Source organism: Gardnerella vaginalis 1500E (assembly GCF_000263595.1).
Classification (GTDB): domain Bacteria; phylum Actinomycetota; class Actinomycetes; order Actinomycetales; family Bifidobacteriaceae; genus Bifidobacterium; species Bifidobacterium vaginale_E.
Genome location: NZ_ADES01000003.1, coordinates 1 through 18409, shown reverse-complemented (window position 1 = coordinate 18409; position 18409 = coordinate 1). Strand labels below are relative to the sequence as shown.

Below are 18409 nucleotides of genomic sequence, written 5' to 3'. Positions count from 1 at the left end.
TTTAGTTCTTTTGGCTGATTCGTCTGATTTGGCTGATTCGTCGGTTGCTGTGACTGCTGTGGTTGCTGTTGTTGCTGGTTTGTTTGTGGTTGCTGGTTTACTTGCGGTTGCTGGTTATATTGGAGTTGCTGGTTTGCTTGAGGTTGCTGCTCCTGCTCTACATTTTCAACAAGCGCTCCACAAAAAGCACAAAACTTGTCACTTTCGTCAATCTTATTTCCGCAATTTATACAAAACATAGCAACCTTCTTCGCACAATTTAGTCTTTACAACAAATCTACACTCACAGCTCCCCCTGCACAAAGCACTTAGCAAAAGCACCTAACACAAAGCCGCGTGAAGAGTTGCGGCGGAACCGTCTGTTAAGCTTGCAACCTGGTCGATTGCCACACGAAGACGCTCATCATCATTAGTGCACTCGTTCCAATCCCCTACGAACACTTCTTCCATAGCATCATGTGAACGCGGCGACTTGCTCATAAAGACTTCCACTAAATCCGTCAAAATCTTCTGTTCGCGCTTATAAACTTCACGCTCGCGAGGAGCGATTATAAAGTGCACTGCCAAACTTTTAAGTATTACAATCTCGTAGGAAGTATCTTCCGGAATTACAAGGTTTGCTCGGTAACGAACAAGCGGACCGTTGCCATAACGCTCACGCGTAGCGTGCTCAACAGAACTTGCGAAACGTCCAATAAGAGCGCTAGTAATATTTTTCAACTGCGCTAACGCTCGGCGTGAACCGTCGAAAGAATCAGGGAACATTGCGCGCTTCCTTAAACGCTGCAAAGCCGCCAAAAGTTTATCTACATCCCAACGATCTCCATACCATGCATGAGTTTCTTCAACAACTTTATCTACGACTTTTGAATCCGCAACTAAAGCAGGATTAAAAGCGCCGGTTACAATCGCATCTTCAATATCGTGCACACTGTAAGCAATATCGTCCGAAAGATCCATAATCTGGCATTCCATTGGACGCGAGTTTTTAGGAGCGCCAATTTTCAGCCATTCAAACACATCACGATCATCCGGATACACGCAGAATTTAAGATCGCGCTCACCTTTGTCGTGCGCCTTAGCTTCTTCTAATCCCCACGGATACTTCACTGCAGCATCTAATGCTGCGCGCGTAAGATTTACTCCTGCACTCCTGCCGTTTTGCCGCAAAACTTTCGGTTCTAAGCGTGTAAGTAAGCGAAGAGTTTGCGCGTTTCCTTCAAAACCACCAATATTTTTCGCCAACTCTGCGAGCGCACGCTCACCGTTGTGGCCAAAAGGCGGGTGACCCAAGTCGTGAGACAAGCAAGCGCAATCAACAACATCCGGATCACAGCCGAGCATTGCTGCAATCTGTCTACCAATTTGTGCAACTTCTAGAGTATGCGTTAAGCGAGTTCGAGCAAAATCATCCGAGCCTGCAACTAAAACCTGGCTTTTCGCACCCAATCTACGAAGCGCAGACGAGTGTATGATTCGCGCGCGATCCCTTTCAAAAGGCGTTCTAGCACGAGTGTGATGAGGCTCACTCGCCCAGCGCTCAGTGTCGTGCAAATCGTATTCGCCAACGACTTCGTTATCTGATGCAATTACTTCGTTGCACATCTAGCACCTCTTTTATCTGCAATTAAGACTATTTTTTATTAACTGTCTTAAAACAAACAGTAACAAGTTATATAAGACTTTTTGCGTCCAGTTTTGAAATATCGCTAGAAGATAGCACTTCGTAAGCATTGCGGTAGAGACGAGGCACGCGAGCGCCAATTCCAGTCATAATTTCGTAGCTGATTGTTCCTGCAGCTTTTGCCCAATCGTCTGCAGTAGGCTCAGCAAATTCCAAGCCTCTTCCAGGTCCAAAAAGCGTTACAGTATCGCCTTCTCGAACACCTAACTCTGCAGCATTGCCTTTTAAATCAACTATGAACTGATCCATGCAAACTCGCCCAGAAACGTTCACAATTCGAGCACCATTATTTGTTTCTACTCTAACCGGACCACCTGGCTTATTAACATGACGCGCACCTTGCATATCGAATCCAGAAGCAGAACGCAAAATTCCGTCAGCGTAGCCAAGCGGCACAATAGCAGTACTCGTATTATTTGGAGTTAAATACGTGCGTCCGTATGAAATTCCATGTCCTTCTTCTACAGTTTTTACAGTGCCAAGCTGGGCTTGAAGAGTCATAGCAGGCTGCAATCCGTAAGTTTGAGAAGTTCCCATTGCAGGATCCGGCTCGTAGCCGTACAAACCGATTCCTGGGCGAACAAGCTCAAAACGAATTTCTGGACGATTAAGTGTTGCAGCAGTATTTGCTAAATGACGGATTTTAGGCGCTAAACCAGCTTCTTTCATGCGTTTTGTAAACTCGTGGAATTGTTGGATTTGTCGGTCTGTTGCGTCTACAAATTCTGGAACGTCTGGAGAATCTGCCACAGCTAAATGACTCCATTGGCCAATAACCTCGATCACACCTTCGCTAGAGTATTGACGCAATTTTTCTAAAGCGGCACTAAAACCTTCTGGAGTAAAACCGTTTCGCCCAAAACCTGTATCGACTTTTACGTGTACGCGCGCAGGCTTTCCTAAAGCACGTGCAGAGCGAGCCACAGCGTCGAGAGAGTCAATAGATCCAACAGAAATATCAATATTTTCTGAAATTAAATCCGCAAATCTGGTAGTTGGAGCGCTTGTAAGCCAAGTGAGAATATGGCAGCGGTTTGAATCAATACCAGCTGCACGCAAACGTAACGCTTCGTATGGTTGAGCTGTGCCAAGCCAAGTAGCACCTCCAGCTAAAGCTGCGAGCGCACTAGGAATAAGCCCGTGACCGTATCCGTCTGCTTTTACTACCCCCATAACTTCCGGCGCATTTTTGCCAGGCTGCAAATCTTGACTAACGCGCGCAACCAAAGTGCGCATATTATCTCGGAGCGCCTTCAAATCAACGATTACCTGACCTGGGTATGTACTTAAAGCGCCAGCATAGTTTGCTTCTAACATTGCCGCATTACGTGCACTATTACTTGCCGCATGACTTAAATCTGTACTCATAACTCACCTAACTGATTTAGTATGCTTTTAATGCTACATGCTCTTTTGTATACTCTCCATAAGCTTTTAAGAACACACGCGCATTTCATATGACATGATTAAGTGTTTGCATCCATTGATATGCAATACGTACTGCACTGTGTACACGATCTGGAATAACGACCAATCCACAACGACTAAACCCTGCACGCGTAATTACTTTTTGCATAATTACGTTATCTGGATGTGTGTCAATGCGTACATTATTATAGTTTTGCTGCACCCAATGCAAGCACGCTGTTGCCATTTTTGGTTTTATTCCCGAAGATGCTAAGCGGTGAATTGTTACATAGGGGGAAATATCATCAAGCCACGCACCGTCAATACTGGCATACACTTCATCAACACCTTCGCATAATGCGAATTGCGCTAGAATACGCTCGTTACATGATTCTGGGTCCTCGTCAACAATCAAATAGAAACGTTTTAAACGAATATCCTCAATAACACTTGAAACAAGTGGAAAACTATTCCCCCACTGATGAGGATTGCCTGTAACACGCATAAATTTGCGAGCATTTTCATAAATATGCTCAATATTTCGCAAGTCACCAAGAGTTGCTTTTCTCAATGTTACATCTTCCATGTCAACCTCTAAAAGAAAGCAAATAAAACTACGCAAAATTAGCTAATTATTACTTACACAAGTTTGCGCTCAAAAGGATCCGAACTAATTCCCTTCGCTAGAATATCTTTACACCATTGACTAGCACCAAATAAACTGTGGTCTCTATAGTTACCGCAATATTCAATAGTTGTTGCAGGAACATCATCCCAAGTCGCCTTAAACGCAATAAACTCAAGAGATTCCTTTAAAGCGCGCGCCACATCTTCTGTGCTGTGTTCGCCCCAAGTTAGCAGATGAAAACCAGTTCTGCAACCAAAAGGCGAGCAATCAATATAGCCATCAATACGCTCGCGAAGTAACACTGCAATCATATGCTCAATTGTGTGCAAAGCTGCAGTAGGAATTGCTTCCTCATTAGGCTGCGTTAAACGAATATCATAGTTGGAAATAACATCCCCATTAGGACCTTTTTGCGTATTGATATAGCGCACATAAGGTGCTTTTACTTTAGTATGATCTAGTTCAAAACTTTCTGGTCTAGGTCTAGACGCATCCTGCTTATTCATAAGTATTCCTTTCGCTTAACTACACAATAAACAACGTACTCTTTACGCACTAAGTACTTCTATAGTAGACGGTAGTTGCCTAATTAGTTGAAAGATTTATTAGTTGAAAGATTTATTTACATGATTGCCGCGTTTACGAGAGCACGAGTGTAGTCATTTTGCGGACTATTTAGAACATCGATTACTCTTCCAGATTCCACAATTTTTCCATCGTTAAGAACAATTACGCGTGTTGCTAAATTCTGAATCATACCTAAATCGTGGCTTACGAAAACACACGACATTGTTGGGCGCTCTTTTCGAATTGCCGCAAAAGCTTCAAGAATACGAGTTCTTTCAGCAACGTCAATTGCACTCATTGGCTCGTCTGCAACCAAAATTCGAGGATTATTAATCAGTGCGCGCGCAATAGCAACACACTGAGCCTGACCTCCAGAAAGCTCATGAGGATAACGTGCCAAAAAATCTTTAGGATTTAATCCTACTATTTGCAACATTTCTTCAACTCTGTTGCAAATAGTTGCATCGTCTAATCGAAGAGATTTTCGCCAAATATTAAGCGGTTCGGCAACACTTTTTAGAACAGTCCAGCGCGGATCTAAAGCCGCAAATGGATGCTGAAAAACAAGAGAAGTTTCTTTACGAAGCGCACTATAATAGGAAATTTTTTTGTGATTTGCAGAAGAATTCACTATTTGTGAATCATAAGTAACAATTCCATCTGAAATTTTTTGAAGACCTAACATTGCGCGAATAAGAGTTGTTTTACCAGAGCCAGAACCGCCAATAATAGCAAGCGATTCTCCTTTGAAAAGCTCTAGATTAACACCCTTCAAAACTTCTGCGCGAGCTGAGGCACGACCCAAAGTAACGTGAATGTTTTTTGCAGTTAAAAGCGCAGAATTTTCGCGACTTACACTTTCCAGACTTACACTTTCCAGACTTACACTTTCCAGACTTACACTTTCCAGACTTACACTTTCCAGACTTACACTTTCCAGACTTACACTTTCGCGACTTACATTTTGAGAATCTATTTTTTGCGCTCTTAAAGTCAACTTTTTAGCAGCATCAACCAATTGCTTAGTTGAAGTAACGCGCGGATTTTCAAGCAAATCTTGGACTTCTGCACTGTCAACCAATCGCCCAGAATCAAGAACATAACAACGCTTAGCAGCTTTTGAAAGCACAGAAAAATCGTGAGTTACAAAAAGCATAGAAGCGCCCATGTTGTCAACAAGCGAAGTCAACATGTTAACAACTTCTTTTTGAGTTACACTATCGAGAGCAGTAGTAGGTTCGTCAGCCAAAATAAGCCGCGGAGAAGTAATTAAAGCTGTTGCAATACCAACTCGCTGCAGCTGTCCGCCAGAAAGTTCAAAAGTGCGTTTAGAAATAATATTCTGCGGCAAACCAACCTTTTCAAGCATTACGCAAACTCTATTATGAACGTCATCTGCATCAAGTTGGTAGTGAATGCGCAAAGGAAGCGAAATCTGTTCCTCAACACTTAGCATTGGATTAAGCGCGCGATTAGCCTGCTGAAATACCACGCCCACGTATTTTCCTCGAAGGCGAGCAAGATTCTCATCACTAGCGCCAACAGTTTGAACTCCCCCAAGCATGCAAGATCCAGAAATTTTAGTTTCAGACGGAAGCAAGCCGGTTGCAGCGCGAAGAAGCATAGATTTTCCAGAGCCAGAAGCCCCAACTAAGCCAACACGCTCACCATCTTCAACATGCAGCGAAACGTTGTTAAGAATAGTTTTTTTACCAAGATTTAACGTAAGATTTTGAATATTTAAGCTCATTTTGCGCCTACTTTATTCATACTTTTTGCGCAAGGATCCAATACTTTGCGCAACACGTCACCTAGCAGATTAAGAGCAACAACAACTATTGTTACGATTAATCCCGGCCATAGAACAGCCAAAGGATTGACGTGAATAAGCGTTACGGAAGTTGCCAAAACACGCCCCCAGCTAGGAACTCCCGACGGCACACCTACACCCAAGTAAGTTAATCCACTTTCTGCCAAAATCACCGTACCTGCAGAAAGAGAAAGCTGCACAAGCGCTACAGGCGTAATATTAGGGAGCACATGACGAAGTAGCACATATCTTCTTGAAGCGCCTTGAGAAATAGCTGAATTTACGTAATCTGATTGCAAAACAAGCTTTGCGCTTGGACGCACAATACGAGCCAGATTAAAACCGTATCCAAATCCACAAGCAATCACAATCACCAAAACGTTTGCGCCAAACGGAACCGCAAGCATAAGAGCAATCAGAACAGTTGGAACAGAAATAAGAGCATCAACAGCCATAACGCTTGTTGCACGAATAATTTTATACTGCGAAATCATAATGCTAAGCAAAACCGTGCCAATTAAAGCAGAAATCATAACTGTGCAAACAACTATAACAAGCTCCACTCGAGAACCTGCCATAAGCCAGCTAAGCATGTCGGCGCCAGTTCCATCAGTACCAAGTAAGTGTGCCAAAGACGGCTTCTGCCACACTTCGTAGCCGTTTGTTTTTAGAAGAGAATAAGGAGTCCAAAACAGTGAGATTGCAGCAATAGCAAGCCAAAGAAAAAGCGTTACGCATACGAATTTACCAAAAGAAGCACGCCATATACGTTTTAGAATAGTAAATTGCATCTTTTTCACAAAATCACCTTGACAACCTAGGGTCTAGCAGCCTGTGAGCAATATCAACTGCAAAACCAATTAGCAGAAAAAGAGCCGCAAGCATAAAAAGTTCACCCTGCACGGCAATTAAATCGCGCAAACCAACATCTCGAACCAAACCCATACCCATTCCAGGTAAAGAAAACAGGTTTTCAATAACCATCACACCCATAACCATGTGAGCGAAAGTCAAGCCAATAACAGAAACTAACTGAGCAAGAGCCAGACGCAAACCAACTCGCCAAACAACCTGCTTACGAGTCATTCCGCAAGCCATTGCTTCAGCAGCAATTTCACTATTAGCAATATTTTCAAGAATTGCTGCAGTGTAGCGCATAAAACTAGAGCCAACAATAATTCCAACCGTAATCGCCGGCAAAAGCAGAGACAAAAACGCTTCGGAAAAATCACTCCAGCCGTCAGTTGGAAAACCCTGAGTAGGAAGAAGACCCACTACGCCAACACCTTTGCCAAATAGCAAAATAAGAATCATTCCACCCCAAAGAGCTGGCACAGATCCTGCAGAAATAGCAGTAAATCGAGAAACCACTTGAGATAGCTTCCCTTCATGAGTTACCTTAAAACAGCCAAGTGGAATACCAATTGCGAGCGCAATAGCAAGTCCCAAAAAAATCAGCGGAAACGTTATAGTAGCACGGCCTAAAATCATTGAAACCACGGGCCTGCCCGTTAGAACAGAAACGCCGAAATCTCCACGCATAACACCCAGAAGCCAATCGGCATATTGAGTAAAAAGTGGCTTATTTAAGCCGAGTTCGGCGCGTAGCTGCTCCACCTTTCCATGAGGGGAGTTAAGACCTGCCATAACTTGCGCAACGTCTCCCGGAAGAACACGAAGCGCAAGAAAAACAGCCGCAGAAATGCAAAACAAAGCCACAATAAAAAGCAGCAAACGTTGGCATATCATGCGAAACATTAATAACTCCCCTTTTTGCATCAATTTTTAATTACTTGTTTAACTTTTGCTTCAGCCTTTTAATTATTTAACTAAACGAAGGTTGTAAAGCGGCAAAATCTCCTGATTCATGTCAAAAGGCATTCCTTCAAGATTCTTTACTTTTGCAGTTACAACGCGATAGTTAAACAGCCAATCTGCAGGCGCATCCTTGCTAATAATTCGTGCAGCTTTCTTAAGCAGCTCGTACGACTCATTCTCATTCGCGCAAAGCATTGCCTTCGCATACAAGTCCTGAACCTGCTTATTATCGTAACCGTAGTAGTAAGTAGGATCCGCCCACTGGCCAAAATCGTGGCTTTCGTTGTGGTCAACCATCGACAAATCGTACTGCTTATTCTTGTACACGTCCTGAAGCCAAGTTGTAAACTCAACAACATTCACGCGCAAATCAACACCAACAGCTTCAAGCTGCGAGCGCAATTGGTCACCAAGTTGAGTGCCGTAAATATTCGGGTAAGTAAGCGAAAGTTTCAGAGGATGCGACTTATCGAAGCCTGCATCTTTCATAAGAGACTTCGCGCGATCAATATTATGAGGGTAAAGCTTAGTTAGATCCTCATAACCTGGGTCAAGAGATGGGATTGGGCCACCAAGCGCCAAATCTGTGCCGCCTCGAGACGCAATAATCTGCTTATGATCAATCGCGTAACGAATAGCTTTTCGCACACGAGCATCCTTCGTATGCTCGCCATTCATGTTCATAGCAAGCACGAACTTGTCTGTGCCGTTTCCAGCTCGAACAACATAACGCTTAGAATCATCCTTAAACGGCTTAGCAAGCTGACCGGAAATAGGAGCAAGAGCTTTAACGGCTCCAGAAGAAAGCGCGTCTACAGCAGCGTTGTCATCCACAAAGTAGCGAACAACAACTTTTTCGGTTTTAGCAGGATGAATACCCTTATAGCGCGGATTTGCCTTTAACACAACGCGATCTGAAGGCACGAACTTTTCAATTAAGTAAGGTCCTGAGCCAACCGCCTGCGTTTTAGCGTCGTATTTAGCTGTTTTATCAAACACTAAGCCTGCTCGAGAGCACAAAGCCCACAAAAGCTTCGCATTTGGCTCTTTAAGCGTAATTTCAAATGTGTAATCGTCCTTCGCTTTTGCAGACTCAACTTTTCCAACCATATTCGAGCCGCGATACTGCTTAGAAACAAGCTCATTAAATGACCACGCAGCATCCTTTGCAGTAAGCTTGTGACCGTTAGAAAACACAGAATCCTTACGCAAATAGAAAGTGTAGCGTAAGCCGTCTTTGCTTACTTCCCATCTTTTTGCCAAAGAAGGCGAAACTTGGTTCTTTTCATTTCTCGCAACCAAACCCTCGTAAACGTTACCAATAAGAAGCTGATCTAGCGAAGAACCGGACTGGTTTCTAATATCTAGGTTCGTAGGAGAAAGTTTGAGTCCGATTGTGACGGTTTTGTGTGACATTGTAGACACAGCGTTTTGCGACTTGAACAAGCTTGGGTCAGTTACCGTTGCAAAAATAGCGCTTATTACAACAATCGCAACAATTACTATTGTAAATAGCCAAGGCTTGCTTAGCTTGCGATTTTTTGATGAAGTGTTTGATTTTGCAGCTGCATTAAGCGAGTCGTCTGTACTTGATTTAGACGCATTATCTGCAGACGCGCTACCTGCAGACGCATTGTCGTAAGAATTAGTTGCGTAAAATTCACCAGAGAATTTTTCAGTCGCGCCGTTTTCTTCGTGCACGCCTTCCTCGGGTTTTGCGTTACCCATACCATAAACCTTTCTAAATGGTACTAAGTTATTTAGTTGTTATTTATTATTAATTGTTTTATGCTCGACGCTTGATTGAAAATTAAATAAAATCAACCCTAAGTCGCCGGCAGTATTAATCGTAGCGCAAGCTAAAAGCAGGCTCACCGTGCAATCATCCAAAAAACTAATGAAAAATTTGTATAAATACGATTTTAAGAACGCACAAGGTTGTACTATTTATTAGGCATATATCCTACGAATGTGATTAAATTCCAACAGAACATAAACTTGCAAACGTGCGCAAACACATTTAATACAAAGCGAGGAATGATGACTGAGAACTTGAATACTACAGTAACTGTAAACGAATCCTCGGATCCGCAAAACCAAAGCGGCGAAGACCGTACAGCATTGAACCGCCAGCTGGCTCAAATGCTTAAAGGCGGCGTAATTATGGACGTCACCACCCCAGAGCAGGCACGAATTGCGCAAGATTCTGGCGCTTGCGCAGTTATGGCCTTGGAGCGTATTCCTGCTGATATTCGCGCAGCCGGCGGCGTTTCTCGAATGAGCGATCCAGCAATGATTCACGGCATTCAAGAGGCTGTGTCTATTCCTGTTATGGCAAAATGCCGTATTGGTCACTTTGTTGAAGCGCAGGTACTTGAAGCTATTGAGATTGATTACATTGACGAAAGCGAAGTACTTTCCCCAGCTGACGACGTGTACCACATTAATAAGCGCGATTTTGCTGTTCCTTTTGTTTGCGGAGCTAAAGATTTAGGCGAAGCTTTGCGCCGAATCAACGAAGGTGCTTCCATGATTCGCACTAAGGGTGAGCCTGGAACTGGAGACGTGATTCAAGCTGTGCGTCACATGCGCATGATGAATTCCGCTATTCGTAAACTAACCAGCATGCGCGAGGACGAGCTTTTTGAGGAAGCTAAGAATTTGCGCGTACCATTTGAACTCGTAAAATATGTTGCACAAAACGGAAAGCTTCCTGTAGTAAACTTCGCTGCAGGTGGCGTTGCAACCCCAGCCGACGCTGCTTTGATGATGCAGCTCGGCGCTGAAGGCGTGTTCGTTGGCTCCGGCATCTTTAAGTCGGGCGACCCAGCAAAGCGCGCTGCTGCAATCGTAAAGGCTGTGACTAATTACAAAGACGCTAAGATGATTGCTAAGCTCTCCGAAAACTTGGGCGAAGCTATGGTTGGCATTAACGAGCAGGAAATCAAGCTCTTGATGGCCGAACGCGGCGAGTGATAGTCAAGCGACTAAGCTAAGTGACTAAATCAAGTAATTAAGTCAAGTAATTGAGGCGAATGATTTTGGCAAACTCCCCTACTATAACTTCAAACGCAACCACTCCTAAGACTGTAGCTGTTTTAGCAGTTCAGGGAGCTTTTCTTGAGCATCGCTTAATGCTTGAGAAACTTGGCGCGCGCGTTATTGAGCTTCGTCAAGCGCGCGATTTGGAGCAATCTTTTGACCGCTTAGTACTTCCAGGCGGCGAAAGCACCGTGCAAGCTAAGCTTCTTCGAGAGCAGAATATGCTCGAACCTTTGCGTGAACGCATTGCAGGCGGAATGCCTGTTCTTGGCACTTGCGCAGGCTTGATTTTGCTTGCAAAGAACGTAGAAGGAAATGAAGTCAACGGATTCGGCACATTGGACGTAACTGTTAAGCGCAACGCTTACGGCCGCCAGCTGGGAAGCTTCCACTGCGATGCTAATTTTGGCGATCTTGGTGCAGTCCCAATGACGTTTATTCGCGCGCCTTATATTGCAGAAGTCGGCTCTAATGCTGAAGTTCTTGCAACTGTTGACGGTCACGTGGTGGCAGCGCGCCAAGGAAATCAAATCGGCACGTCCTTCCATCCGGAACTTGACGACGATACGCGAATCCACCAGCTTTTCTTGAATCTGTAGTTGAATCTGCGCGCATAGGCGACCTAAACTACTCACGCGCGCGCCGTTTTGGTCGAAATCCGGCTAAAAAACGACCTAAACTACTCACCCGCGCAAAGAGCCATTAAGCTACTACGTCTAGATATGACGAAATTTCTTTATCTAAACAAAAACCTCTTGGTGAATGATTAACACTCACCAAGAGGTTTTAATTTTTAGGCAAATAGACAAGCCTTATTTAATATGCTTGCAAACTACTTGCGATGCGCGCGGTAGAAGCGAATCAAGCTCTGCGTAGAAGCATCCTGAGCTGCCAAAGCGTCATCATCCTGAGAAATTGCAGGAGTAATCTGCTTTGCAAGCTGCTTGCCAAGCTCCACGCCCCACTGATCGTAAGAATCCAAGCCCCAAACAGTGCCTTCAACGAAGGTGATGTGCTCGTAGAGAGCAATAAGCTCGCCCAAGCTAAATGGGGTCAAAGCATCGCCGAAGATGGAAGTGGTTGGACGGTTGCCGCTGAATACGCGAGCTGGAACGATCTCTTCTGGAGTGCCTTCTGCGCGAACTTCGTCAGCAGTCTTACCGAATGCAAGAGCCTTGGTCTGTGCAAGATAGTTACCCAAGAAGAGCTCGTGAACGTCCTGATCGCCATCCTTAGTAGGATTTGGCGTGTTCACAAATGCAATGAAATCAGCTGGAATAAGCTGAGTGCCCTGGTGAATCAACTGGTAGAAAGCGTGCTGGCCGTTGGTGCCTGGCTCGCCCCAGAAGATTTCGCCGGTTTCGCTTGTTACAGGAGTGCCATCCCAGCGCACAGACTTACCGTTGGATTCCATGGTGAGCTGCTGCAAATAAGCTGGGAAGCGGTGCAAATACTGATCGTATGGAAGCACAGCGTGGGAAGCAACCTTGTAGAAGTTGCGGTACCAAACGTTGAGCATACCAAGAAGAACCACAACATTCTTCTCGAATGGGGTTTCAGCAAAGTAAGTATCGATTGCGTGGAAGCCCTTCAAGAACTCCTCAAAGCGCTCTGGGCCGAGAACAACGGCCAAAGAAGTACCAACAGCGGAGTCCACGGAGTAACGACCGCCAACCCAGTTCCAGAAGCCAAAGGCGTTGGTTGGGTTAATGCCGAACTCTTCAACCTTTTCAAGGTTGGTGGAAACAGCTACGAAGTGCTTAGCAACAGCTTCAGCCTTCTTTGCGTCGCTGCCGTCAATAGCGCCGCACTCCTGAAGCTTATTAAGCAACCAGGTACGAGCGGTACGAGCGTTGGTCAAAGTTTCCAAAGTGGTGAAAGTCTTAGAAACAATGATGAACAAAGTGGTTTCTGGATCCAAATCCTTGGTCTTTTCGGCCATGTCGTTTGGATCAATGTTAGAAACGTAGCGAGCGCTAATACCAGCGTCAGCATATGGCTTCAAAGCTTCGTAAACCATGACCGGACCCAAGTCGGAACCGCCGATACCAATGTTTACAACAGTCTTGATGTTCTTGCCGGTAACGCCCTTCCAAGCGCCGGAGCGAACTTCGTTAGCGAAATCGTAAATGCGACCCAAAACTTCACGAACATCTGCAACAGTATCCTGGCCGTCAACAATGAACTTGCCAGCATCCTCTGCAGGACGACGCAAAGCAGTATGCAAAACTGCACGATCTTCAGTATTGTTAATGTGCACGCCGGTGTACATTGCCTTAGTGCGCTCGTCAAGCTTTACAGCCTTTGCAAGGTCGGCAAAAAGCTTAAGAGTTTCAGGCTTAATTAAATTCTTAGAAAGATCGAAGTGGAGATCTCCAGCTTCGAAGCTCAACTTATCCACGCGATTTGCATCCTCTGCAAACCACTTCTTCAGGCAGACGCCTTCTGATTGCAACTCGTCGTAATGCTTCTGCAATGCAGCCCACTCTGGGGTTTTTACGGCGTCAACTGGCGGATTGATGGCCATTTCTAGGTCCTTTCATTTCTTTAACTGATGCGACAGCAATTGTCACTATCATCCACTTCACAAGATACTCACAAAAGCAGACAGAAACACGCGAAGCTTAACACAAAAATGAACACAATAACACTGATAATGCTCACAACCTACCTCACATTTGGAGCGTTGCGGAGGGTTAAGCACTCCAAACGCGCGCAACCTACCCCGCATTTGGAGGGTTTCGAAGGGCCAGGCGCTCCAAACGCGCGCAACCTACCTCACATTTGGAGGGTTAGCTGTTGGCACGGCGCGCCAAATTAGACAAATCTAAAAAAATACGATAAAATACTTTTCTTGTGCGCGAGTCGCGAATGCGTCTCGGGCAACATGCCGCTTTAGCTCAGTCGGTAGAGCGTCTCCCTCGTAATGAGAAGGTCGACAGTTCGATTCTGTCAAGCGGCTCTCGACTCATTCGAGCGTGTTAATACTTACGATTCGTGTTACGACTTGTGTTTTCCACGCTCGATTATTTGTATGAGTTATGCGCGAGTGGCGGAATGGTAGACGCGCAGGATTTAGGTTCCTGTGTCTTACGACGTGTGGGTTCAAGTCCCATCTCGCGCACGTTAAATCTTAAATCTACAATTCACAAACTTTCGTTAATATCAACAAGTAATATCAATAAGTAGTATCAACCATAAATATCAACATCAGGAAGCGCGTATAAATGTTAGTAGCAGTAGACATTGGCAACACAAACATAGTGCTTGGCTTTTTAAAAAATAACAAAATCGTCGACACGTATCGCATGACTACAAAATCCAACCGTACTTGTGACGAATACGGCATTATACTTATGCAATTCCTGCATTTAAGCGGCTTCAAAGCAAGCGATGTTGAAGATATAATAATTGCTTCTGTTGTTCCAAAAGTTATGCACTCATTTCGTTCTAGCATAATAAAATTCTTTAATATTGACCCAATGATTGTTGGCCCTGGTGTTAAAACTGGCATGAATATTCGCATTGACGAGCCTAAATCGCTTGGTGCAGATTGCTTGGCTGATTGCGTTGGCGCGTTTAACGAGTACGGCGGACCTGTTCTTGTTATTGACTTCGGCACTGCTACAACATACAACTACGTTGATAAAAGTGGCGCTATTACCTGCGGTCTTATTTGTACTGGTATTAGAACTGCAGCAGCAGCTTTGTGGGATAATACAGCTCAGCTTCCGGAAGTTGAAATTTCTAGACCAAAGTCTGTTCTTGCAAAATCTACGCTTACTGCCATGCAAGCCGGCTTATACTACAGTTTCTTAGGTGGCATTGAGCGCACTATTGAACAGTTTAAGAGTGAAATAAATGAGCCATTTAAGGTGATTGCCACAGGCGGATTGGGTAGTTTGTTTGAGCAGGATGTTCAATCAATCGACTATTACGATCCTAATTTGATTTTTAGAGGCATGGCAGAAATTTATAGAAGAAACTTACGCTAGTTTTAAAACTTGCGTTAGTTTTCTATCTAACAACAAAACCTTGATTATACCCGTATTCTTTTAAGTCTTTTTGCCACAAATCTAAACCATCTTTTATAGAAATACGAGGACCTGGATCGTCTGGAAGCCACAGCTGACTGCCGTCATCTTGAGTAATTCCAGCGTCAATCATAGACTGCACATTCAAGCGAGTACGCGACTTTCTACTCCAGTCATAAGCCTGCCCAACAGTTGTACGAAAATCATTTCTGGAATACACTTCAAACGGCAAATACTGGTATCTGGTATCGACTTGATTTGCAGCATCAGCAAATACTCGGTTAAATTTCTGACCACCAAAATAAGGTATGTCAATTCCGCGAGAATCACGTATTGTTGTTCGATTTAGAAAATTCGGGTCAGCAAGAGTTACAACATCCGCAGGAAACGCTCCACCGTTAACGCGCATTCTAATACCTTGCATTTCATGACAAACAAAATTCACAAAACGCATAGCAGCTTCCGGCTTTCTACTTAATTTCAACACAGATAGCGCAGATCCGCCCATTTCTGCATTGCGTTTTTCGCCGTGAAGCGTTGGCACATGCGCAACCTTCCACAATCCCGCTGTACCTGGCACATTCTCCAGAAGCAGAGAAGGCATCCAAGCTCCAGCAAAAACAGAAGCAATTTTGCCGGCTCCAATACCATTTTTCCAGCGTTGCGTCCAGGTTGTAGTTCGTGTGTCAATTAAGCCTTCGTCAATCATAGACTGCCAAAACTTAGTAAACTTTTGCGTGCCCTTGTCGTAGCCCAAACGCACAGTAACTGTTTTTCCATCGTGCGAAGTAATAAAAGGACGTCCACCTGCAAGCCAAATCATAGCGTTATAAAAGCTGGCATCTCCCGAATCTGCAGCAATATAAACGCCAATATCCTTCAGTTTTCTAGCAGCGTGACGGTAATCTTCCCAAGTGCGTATTTTAGTTGCGTCAACACCAGCTTGCTTAAATACGTCATCGTTATAAAACCAAGCCATAGGGCCTGAATCCATTGGAAGGCCATAGATTCGCCCACCTAGTTGCACAGAAGACCAAGTACCTGGAGTGTAGAAAGTTCTAGTCCCCTGCACTCGATCAGTAATATCCAGCAGCTGCTCGCTTACAGCGTATTGCGGTAGTGCGAAATATTCCAGCTGAGCAACATCCGGTATTCCGTAACCGTCTTGAATAGCGCTGTTTAGATTGCTGTAGCCGCTAGTGTCTTTTACAACAACACGAAGATCCGGATTAAGACGCTCAAACTCTTTTGCAATACGCTTCATGCTTGGTTCCCACGACCACACAGTGATTCGTGTTCTAGCATCCGCATTTCCGCATCCGGAAGATAGCAATAAAGACAAAACACACAATATTGAAAGCACTAATTGCTTCAAACTATTGCGCGATTGCAATATTTTTGCGAATGTAAGCATGAGTTGCCGCCTACTACTATTTTGTTACCATAAGTTTTATTCTACAGTTACAGATTTGGCAAGATTTCTTGGCTTATCAACATCGTAACCCTTTAATTTTGCCATATCCATTGCGAATAACTGCAACGCAACAACGTCAACAAGCGGGCTTAAAAGAGTCGGGCATTCAGGACGCCAGAAAACAATATCCGCGTATCTTTCAGCATCCGGATCCCCTTCTTCAGCAACCGCAATAGTAAATGCTCCGCGCGCTTTAACTTCCTCAATTCCAGAAATTACTTTTGAGTGCAAAATGTCGCGTCCGCGAGAAGAAGGCACAATTACTACAACAGGCTCGCCCTCGTCAACAAGCGCGATTGGACCGTGTTTAAGCTCACCGGCTGCAAAACCTTCTGTGAAAGTATATGCGATTTCCTTAAGCTTAAGCGCTCCTTCTAGCGCAACAGGGTATCCTACATGACGACCTAAGAATAGGAAAGATTTAGCTTCAAGCGTATGCTCAGCCGCTTTCATAATCGCTTCAGATTGAGTATCGAGAACATTCTGAATTTTACTTGGCATAGCTTTTAATTGCGCCACAATTTGCTGAATTTCGTCGCGATACATTGTGCCTTTTACTTGTGCCAAATAAAGGCCGAGCATGTATGCTGCCACGATTTGTGCAACAAAAGCTTTAGTAGAAGCAACAGCGATTTCTGGACCTGCGTGAGTGTAGAGCACTGCGTCAGATTCGCGCGGAATGCTAGAGCCTTGCGTATTGCATATTGCAAGCACACGACTTCCCTGCTCACGCGCGTGACGCAAAGCCATAAGAGTGTCCATTGTTTCGCCAGACTGCGATATTGCAACCACCAATGTTCGATGCGTCAAAATAGGGTCTCTGTAGCGAAACTCGTGAGCAAGCTCCACCTCAACCGGCACACGCACCCAGTGCTCAATCGCATATTTTGCAACCAAACCTGCGTAACTTGCCGTTCCGCAAGCAACAACAATAATTTTGTCAATCGATCGCAAAACATCTTGACTAATATGCACTTCATCAAGAACAATATTTCCCTGAGCGTCAAAACGCCCACGCAAAGTGTCTGCAACAGCATGCGGATCCTCATGAATTTCCTTATCCATAAAGGAATCCCAGCCGCCTTTTTCTACAGCAGACGCATCCCAGTCAACTGTAAAACACGTAGGATTTTGAACAACTTTGCCGTCAAAATCAGTAAGAAGCAAACCAGCTTTACCGCTTTGATCCATATTTCCAATGCAAACAGCTTGATCTTGGCCAACTTCTAAAACGCGATCCGTATAAGCCACAAAAGCCGCAACATCAGAACCTAAGAAATACTCTCCGTCACCAAGACCAACAACAAGCGGAGAATCGTGACGAACGGCTGCAACAATACCAGGCTGACGAACGTCCACTGCTAGAAGAGTAAAAGCACCCTTAAGCATTTTTGCAGTGCGGCGAAGAGCTGTAAATAAGTCTGCTTTACCGGTTTCTTCCACAATTTCGTTCGCGATTTTACCAAGCAGTTTTGCAGCAACTTCCGTGTCTGTTTGGGAAGAAAATTCGTAGCCTTCTTCGTGAAGTTGTTCTTTTAGAACAACAGCGTTTTCAATAATTCCGTTATGAATAAGGGCGATTTTTCCATCAACACTTGTGTGAGGATGCGCGTTTGTATCGCAAGGAGCACCGTTCGTGGCCCAGCGAGTATGACCTATTGCAGCGCTTGCTTCCGGCATAGGATCCGCACTAATATCATCTCGCAACACAGCTAGGCGTCCTGCTTTTTTGCGCACGGCGACCTTGCTCATTCCTGGTGCCACCAGCGCCACGCCTGAAGAGTCATATCCGCGATACTCTAAACGCTCTAATCCACCTAAACAAACTTCCAAAGGTTTTGCGCAAACCTTGCCAAAACCCGCATATCCCACAATTCCACACATAATCTTCTATTATACGTCAACCTCAAGGCTTGTGCAGTACTTTCTTCGCGTCAAATCTCGA

15 protein-coding genes and 2 tRNA genes are annotated in these 18409 nt (G+C 44.6%); 5 read left to right on the top strand and 12 right to left on the bottom strand.

Features of this window, described 5'->3' with window-relative positions:
* The 9 genes from CGSMWGV1500E_RS06225 to CGSMWGV1500E_RS05075 form a co-directional block, all read right to left on the bottom strand.
* The coding region (locus CGSMWGV1500E_RS06225; RefSeq protein WP_155114851.1) for a zinc-ribbon domain-containing protein at positions 1 to 239 on the bottom strand (239 nt) is incomplete at its 3' end.
* 82 nt (positions 240 to 321) lie between these two features.
* Positions 322 to 1605 carry a deoxyguanosinetriphosphate triphosphohydrolase gene (locus CGSMWGV1500E_RS05040; RefSeq protein ID WP_004574504.1) on the bottom strand — a complete coding sequence of 428 codons (1284 nt, stop codon included), beginning with the start codon at positions 1603 to 1605 and terminating at the stop codon, positions 322 to 324.
* A gap of 67 nt (positions 1606 to 1672) precedes the next feature.
* On the bottom strand, positions 1673 to 3052 hold the full coding sequence (gene alr / locus CGSMWGV1500E_RS05045; protein WP_004574503.1) for an alanine racemase: 1380 nt from the start codon (positions 3050 to 3052) through the stop codon (positions 1673 to 1675).
* 85 nt (positions 3053 to 3137) lie between these two features.
* Entirely contained in the window at positions 3138 to 3677 is a 540-nt protein-coding gene (locus tag CGSMWGV1500E_RS05050) for a histone acetyltransferase (protein WP_004137551.1), read from the bottom strand.
* A gap of 53 nt (positions 3678 to 3730) precedes the next feature.
* Positions 3731 to 4225, bottom strand: coding sequence for an S-ribosylhomocysteine lyase (locus CGSMWGV1500E_RS05055; RefSeq protein WP_004126783.1), 495 nt, complete (start codon positions 4223 to 4225; stop codon positions 3731 to 3733).
* A gap of 116 nt (positions 4226 to 4341) precedes the next feature.
* Positions 4342 to 6036, bottom strand: coding sequence for an ABC transporter ATP-binding protein (locus tag CGSMWGV1500E_RS05060; protein ID WP_004126780.1), 1695 nt, complete (start codon positions 6034 to 6036; stop codon positions 4342 to 4344).
* Positions 6033 to 6887, bottom strand: a complete 855-nt coding sequence (locus CGSMWGV1500E_RS05065) for an ABC transporter permease (protein ID WP_032843384.1) — start codon at positions 6885 to 6887, stop codon at positions 6033 to 6035. The genes CGSMWGV1500E_RS05060 and CGSMWGV1500E_RS05065 overlap by 4 nt, the downstream gene beginning before the upstream one ends.
* A 13-nt stretch (positions 6888 to 6900) precedes the next feature.
* A complete protein-coding gene (locus tag CGSMWGV1500E_RS05070) occupies positions 6901 to 7854 on the bottom strand; it encodes an ABC transporter permease (RefSeq protein ID WP_004126778.1) in 954 nt (317 codons plus the stop codon).
* Positions 7855 to 7917: 63 nt separating this feature from the next.
* Positions 7918 to 9642, bottom strand: coding sequence for an ABC transporter substrate-binding protein (locus CGSMWGV1500E_RS05075; protein WP_004126777.1), 1725 nt, complete (start codon positions 9640 to 9642; stop codon positions 7918 to 7920).
* A gap of 312 nt (positions 9643 to 9954) precedes the next feature.
* Between CGSMWGV1500E_RS05075 and pdxS the strand changes: the two genes are divergently transcribed.
* Together pdxS and pdxT are read left to right on the top strand one after the other, a co-directional pair.
* Positions 9955 to 10890: a pyridoxal 5'-phosphate synthase lyase subunit PdxS gene (pdxS, locus tag CGSMWGV1500E_RS05080; protein WP_004126774.1), complete on the top strand. Its 936-nt coding sequence runs from the start codon at positions 9955 to 9957 to the stop codon at positions 10888 to 10890.
* A gap of 59 nt (positions 10891 to 10949) precedes the next feature.
* Positions 10950 to 11555 (top strand): pyridoxal 5'-phosphate synthase glutaminase subunit PdxT, encoded by a 606-nt coding sequence (gene pdxT, locus CGSMWGV1500E_RS05085; protein WP_004126771.1) that lies wholly within the window; start codon positions 10950 to 10952, stop codon positions 11553 to 11555.
* A 233-nt stretch (positions 11556 to 11788) separates the two neighbouring features.
* On the opposite strand, the gene pgi is transcribed toward pdxT, so the two are convergent.
* Positions 11789 to 13483: a glucose-6-phosphate isomerase gene (pgi, locus tag CGSMWGV1500E_RS05090; protein WP_004126769.1), complete on the bottom strand. Its 1695-nt coding sequence runs from the start codon at positions 13481 to 13483 to the stop codon at positions 11789 to 11791.
* A 362-nt stretch (positions 13484 to 13845) separates the two neighbouring features.
* On the opposite strand from pgi, the gene CGSMWGV1500E_RS05095 reads away from it, so the two are divergent.
* The 3 genes from CGSMWGV1500E_RS05095 to CGSMWGV1500E_RS05105 all read left to right on the top strand — a co-directional run bounded on the left by CGSMWGV1500E_RS05095 (position 13846) and on the right by CGSMWGV1500E_RS05105 (position 14951).
* Positions 13846 to 13918 (top strand) — tRNA-Thr (locus CGSMWGV1500E_RS05095).
* 81 nt (positions 13919 to 13999) lie between these two features.
* Positions 14000 to 14080: transfer RNA gene (locus CGSMWGV1500E_RS05100), tRNA-Leu, on the top strand.
* A gap of 103 nt (positions 14081 to 14183) precedes the next feature.
* Positions 14184 to 14951: a type III pantothenate kinase gene (locus tag CGSMWGV1500E_RS05105; protein ID WP_004126767.1), complete on the top strand. Its 768-nt coding sequence runs from the start codon at positions 14184 to 14186 to the stop codon at positions 14949 to 14951.
* 22 nt (positions 14952 to 14973) lie between these two features.
* On the opposite strand, the gene CGSMWGV1500E_RS05110 is transcribed toward CGSMWGV1500E_RS05105, so the two are convergent.
* Both CGSMWGV1500E_RS05110 and glmS read right to left on the bottom strand, forming a co-directional pair.
* The gene (locus tag CGSMWGV1500E_RS05110; protein ID WP_004126765.1) at positions 14974 to 16404 is read right to left on the bottom strand and encodes an extracellular solute-binding protein; all 1431 of its coding nucleotides are present in this window, start codon (positions 16402 to 16404) and stop codon (positions 14974 to 14976) included.
* Positions 16405 to 16440: 36 nt separating this feature from the next.
* Positions 16441 to 18348 (bottom strand): glutamine--fructose-6-phosphate transaminase (isomerizing), encoded by a 1908-nt coding sequence (gene glmS / locus CGSMWGV1500E_RS05115; RefSeq protein ID WP_004126763.1) that lies wholly within the window; start codon positions 18346 to 18348, stop codon positions 16441 to 16443.
* Positions 18349 to 18409 lie beyond the last annotated feature (61 nt).

Coding starts and splice junctions, on each gene's coding strand:
- CGSMWGV1500E_RS05040 (WP_004574504.1), bottom strand. CDS start 1,605: ATGTGCAACGAAGTAATTGCATCAGATAACGAAGTCGTTGGCGAATAC.
- alr (WP_004574503.1), bottom strand. CDS start 3,052: ATGAGTACAGATTTAAGTCATGCGGCAAGTAATAGTGCACGTAATGCG.
- CGSMWGV1500E_RS05050 (WP_004137551.1), bottom strand. CDS start 3,677: ATGGAAGATGTAACATTGAGAAAAGCAACTCTTGGTGACTTGCGAAAT.
- CGSMWGV1500E_RS05055 (WP_004126783.1), bottom strand. CDS start 4,225: ATGAATAAGCAGGATGCGTCTAGACCTAGACCAGAAAGTTTTGAACTA.
- CGSMWGV1500E_RS05060 (WP_004126780.1), bottom strand. CDS start 6,036: ATGAGCTTAAATATTCAAAATCTTACGTTAAATCTTGGTAAAAAAACT.
- CGSMWGV1500E_RS05065 (WP_032843384.1), bottom strand. CDS start 6,887: ATGCAATTTACTATTCTAAAACGTATATGGCGTGCTTCTTTTGGTAAA.
- CGSMWGV1500E_RS05070 (WP_004126778.1), bottom strand. CDS start 7,854: ATGTTTCGCATGATATGCCAACGTTTGCTGCTTTTTATTGTGGCTTTG.
- CGSMWGV1500E_RS05075 (WP_004126777.1), bottom strand. CDS start 9,642: ATGGGTAACGCAAAACCCGAGGAAGGCGTGCACGAAGAAAACGGCGCG.
- pdxS (WP_004126774.1), top strand. CDS start 9,955: ATGACTGAGAACTTGAATACTACAGTAACTGTAAACGAATCCTCGGAT.
- pdxT (WP_004126771.1), top strand. CDS start 10,950: ATGATTTTGGCAAACTCCCCTACTATAACTTCAAACGCAACCACTCCT.
- pgi (WP_004126769.1), bottom strand. CDS start 13,483: ATGGCCATCAATCCGCCAGTTGACGCCGTAAAAACCCCAGAGTGGGCT.
- CGSMWGV1500E_RS05105 (WP_004126767.1), top strand. CDS start 14,184: ATGTTAGTAGCAGTAGACATTGGCAACACAAACATAGTGCTTGGCTTT.
- CGSMWGV1500E_RS05110 (WP_004126765.1), bottom strand. CDS start 16,404: ATGCTTACATTCGCAAAAATATTGCAATCGCGCAATAGTTTGAAGCAA.
- glmS (WP_004126763.1), bottom strand. CDS start 18,348: ATGTGTGGAATTGTGGGATATGCGGGTTTTGGCAAGGTTTGCGCAAAA.